At 66.5% G+C, this 2,767-nt stretch carries 2 protein-coding genes and 1 pseudogene; all 3 read left to right on the plus strand.

Annotated elements, in window-relative coordinates; genetic code table 11:
- Positions 1–1,782 (plus strand): annotated as a pseudogene (locus tag ACFYWY_RS08540) (hypothetical protein); the annotation flags it as partial.
- Positions 1,783–1,873: 91 nt separating this feature from the next.
- The gene (locus ACFYWY_RS08545; protein WP_389181712.1) at positions 1,874–2,374 is read left to right on the plus strand and encodes a YbaB/EbfC family nucleoid-associated protein; all 501 of its coding nucleotides are present in this window, start codon (positions 1,874–1,876) and stop codon (positions 2,372–2,374) included.
- 2 nt (positions 2,375–2,376) lie between these two features.
- Positions 2,377–2,724: a hypothetical protein gene (locus tag ACFYWY_RS08550; protein WP_389181715.1), complete on the plus strand. Its 348-nt coding sequence runs from the start codon at positions 2,377–2,379 to the stop codon at positions 2,722–2,724.
- Positions 2,725–2,767 lie beyond the last annotated feature (43 nt).

Raw genomic sequence — 2,767 nt, forward strand, 5'->3', positions numbered from 1 at the left:
GCCAAGGCTGAGGCGGAGAAGGAGAAGGCTGCCGCCGAGGCCGAGGCGGATGCGGAGAAGGCTGCGGCCAAGGAGGAGCAGGCTGCCGCCAAGGCTGAGGCGGAGAAGGAGAAGGCTGCCGCCGAGGCCGAGGCGGATGCGGAGAAGGCTGCGGCCAAGGAGGAGCAGGCTGCCGCCAAGGCACAGAACGAGCAGGATCGCGCGGAGGCCAAGAGCGACGCGGCTGCCCAGCAAGCTGCGGCTGCCGGGATCGCCCAGCAGCAGCGAGCCGAGGCCAAGAAGGAGCGTGACGCGGCCAAGGCGGAGGCGGAGAAGGAGAAGGCTGCCGCCAAGGCGGAGCAGCAGCAGGAGAAGGCTGCGGCCAAGGCCGAGCAGGCTGCGGCCGAGGCGGAGGCGGAGCAGGAGCGTGACGCGGCCAAGGCGGAGCAGCAGGAGGAGAAGGCTGCCGCCAAGGAGGAGCAGGCGGCTGCCAAGGCTGAGGCCGAGCAGGAAAAGGCTGCGGCCAAGGCCGAGCAGGCTGCGGCCAAGGCGGAGGCTGAGCAGGAGCGTGACGCGGCCAAGGCGGAGCAGAAGGCGGCTCAGGCCGAGGCGAAGGCTGAGCAGCAGAAGGCTCAGGCGGAGAACGACAAGGCTCAGGAGCAGGCGCAAGCCGCGGCCAGGGAGCAGCAGGAGCAGGCTCAGGCGCAGGTGGATCAAGCCCGGCAGGAGGCCACGCAGCAGAGCGCACAGGCTCAAACCGGGGCGGAGCAGGCCAGGGCCGAGGCGAGGCAAGAGTTCGAACAGGCGCAGGCCGAGGCACGGTCGGAACGCGACGAGGCTCTGCAGGCGGCCGACCACAAAGAGGCCGAGTCCAGGCAGGAGTTCGAGCAGGCACGTGCGGAGGCCGAGGCGCAGCGGGACCAGGCGGAGAAGCAGGCCGAATGGGACCGGGCGGAGGCCAGGGGCGAGATCGAGGACCAGGTCGCCAACGGTCAACTCACTCCTGAACAGGGGCAGCAGGAGCTCGACCAACGGCTCGCGGAGATCGACGCGGCGGAGCGGGACGCCAAGGCTGAGGCCGACGCCGCTGAGGCTCAGGCGCGGAAGGAGTTCGACGACGCGCGGGCGGAGACCCGGCAGGAAAGGGCTGAGGCCCATGCGCAGGCCGACCAGGCGCGCCAGGACGCCAGGGCGGCATTCGATCAACGGATCGGTGACATCCAGGCCGACTCTGACCGCGCCACCGGTGGTGACAAGGGTATTGAGGAACTGATCCGTCAGCGCATTGCGGACCTTCCGCAGCCCCCTGATCTCTCGTCGCACCACGCCGCCGCCAACTCGCCGCACGCGTCCAGCTTCAACGACAACCTCTACAACCAGGACGACCTGGCATACGCGTTGGGGCGGGAAGGGGCCGATGCGTCGAGCCTCGGCGGCCCGTCCGGTTCCTCTGGAGGATCATCGCCCGGTATGTTCCCGCCCCCCATGCGAGGTATGGGCGGCGGTGAATCAGGTGGTTCTTCCGGCGAGCGCACTCGAAACGTCCTGGACGCCGGCGTCACCCGGCCGAGCCGGGGGATCAGCCCGTCGCCGACCGTGGAGGAAGAGGAGCACCAGGTCGCGGCGAGGGGAGTGCAGACCAGCAGCAACAATGCTCCCTTCATGCCCCCGATGGGCGGTATGCCCGGCGGGGGGCAGCAGCAGACCGAGAGCGGCGACCGGGAGCGGAACGTTTGGCTGACGGAAGACGAGGACGTGTGGGGGGCCGATGAGGGCGGCGCTCCACAGGCTCTGGGCCGATGAGGGCACATCAGCTGCCGCGTCCCCCGCCCCAGATGGAAATAGCCCACCGGACCGACCAGGACAGGGATGAAGAGTCGATGAGGAGATCGTGTTGAGCGGGTCGTTGGAAGACCGGATCACTCAGGCCATGGCCCACCTGAAGGCGATCGACGAAGCTGCGGCGAAGGCGGAAGGCGAGCTGCTTCAGGCATCGGAAGCGGCTCAGTCGGCGGACAGGTCGGTTCAGGTGACGGTCGGCCCCAAGGGCGAACTAACGGACCTTGAGTTCCTTGGCGGCAAGTACAAGAACATGACTGCTGTGCAGTTGTCCGCAGCGGTGCTAGAAGCCGCGAACAAGGCCCGTACCGAGATGGCGAGTCGGGTGATCGCCACGCTTGATCCGATCGCCAAGATGGTCCCCGGCGAAGGCACGTCGGACCAGATGAGCATCAATTGGGAGAAGATCTTCGGATCGTTGAGCGGCAAGCAGTCGGAGGAGCAAAGGTCCGCAGTCGCGAGCCGGTTCCGTGACGAGATCCACGAGGACGATGAAGAACGGATTGCCGCGCCTTCCGAGAACGGAGCGGGTGCGAGGAAGCGGGCGGGGGCGTAGCGATGACCAATTATTCCGCTGATATCGGGGAGATCCTGCGCAATGCCCCGAACCTTATCAAGGGCGTGGGCATTGCCGAGGGTCTCGCCAAGACATTTAATCTGGCCACGGATGCCGCTTATGGTTGGTGGGGCACAGAGGGCGATATGGATGATTTCGCCAACGAAATGGGTCCTCAGGTGAGAGAGGAAGACCAGAAGCTCGAGAGTGCTCTGCTAGCCCTCAGCCAGGCGGTTCAGGCGGTTTACGACTCGGTTTCCGCGCAGGCTACCGATATCCAGAAACCGCAGAACGACGCTTTGGACAGCATCAACCAGGCATCTTCGGATCCAGGCAGCGCAAGGCGATAAAGTGGAAAGCTTTCCATCCGAATTTCTCTCCATGTTGGAGGTG

It is taken from the genome of Streptomyces sp. NPDC002870 (assembly GCF_042888505.1).
Taxonomy (GTDB): domain Bacteria; phylum Actinomycetota; class Actinomycetes; order Streptomycetales; family Streptomycetaceae; genus Streptomyces.

Excerpts from the sequence above, each read along its gene's own strand:
- ACFYWY_RS08550 (WP_389181715.1), top strand. The coding sequence starts at position 2,377 with ATGACCAATTATTCCGCTGATATCGGGGAGATCCTGCGCAATGCCCCG.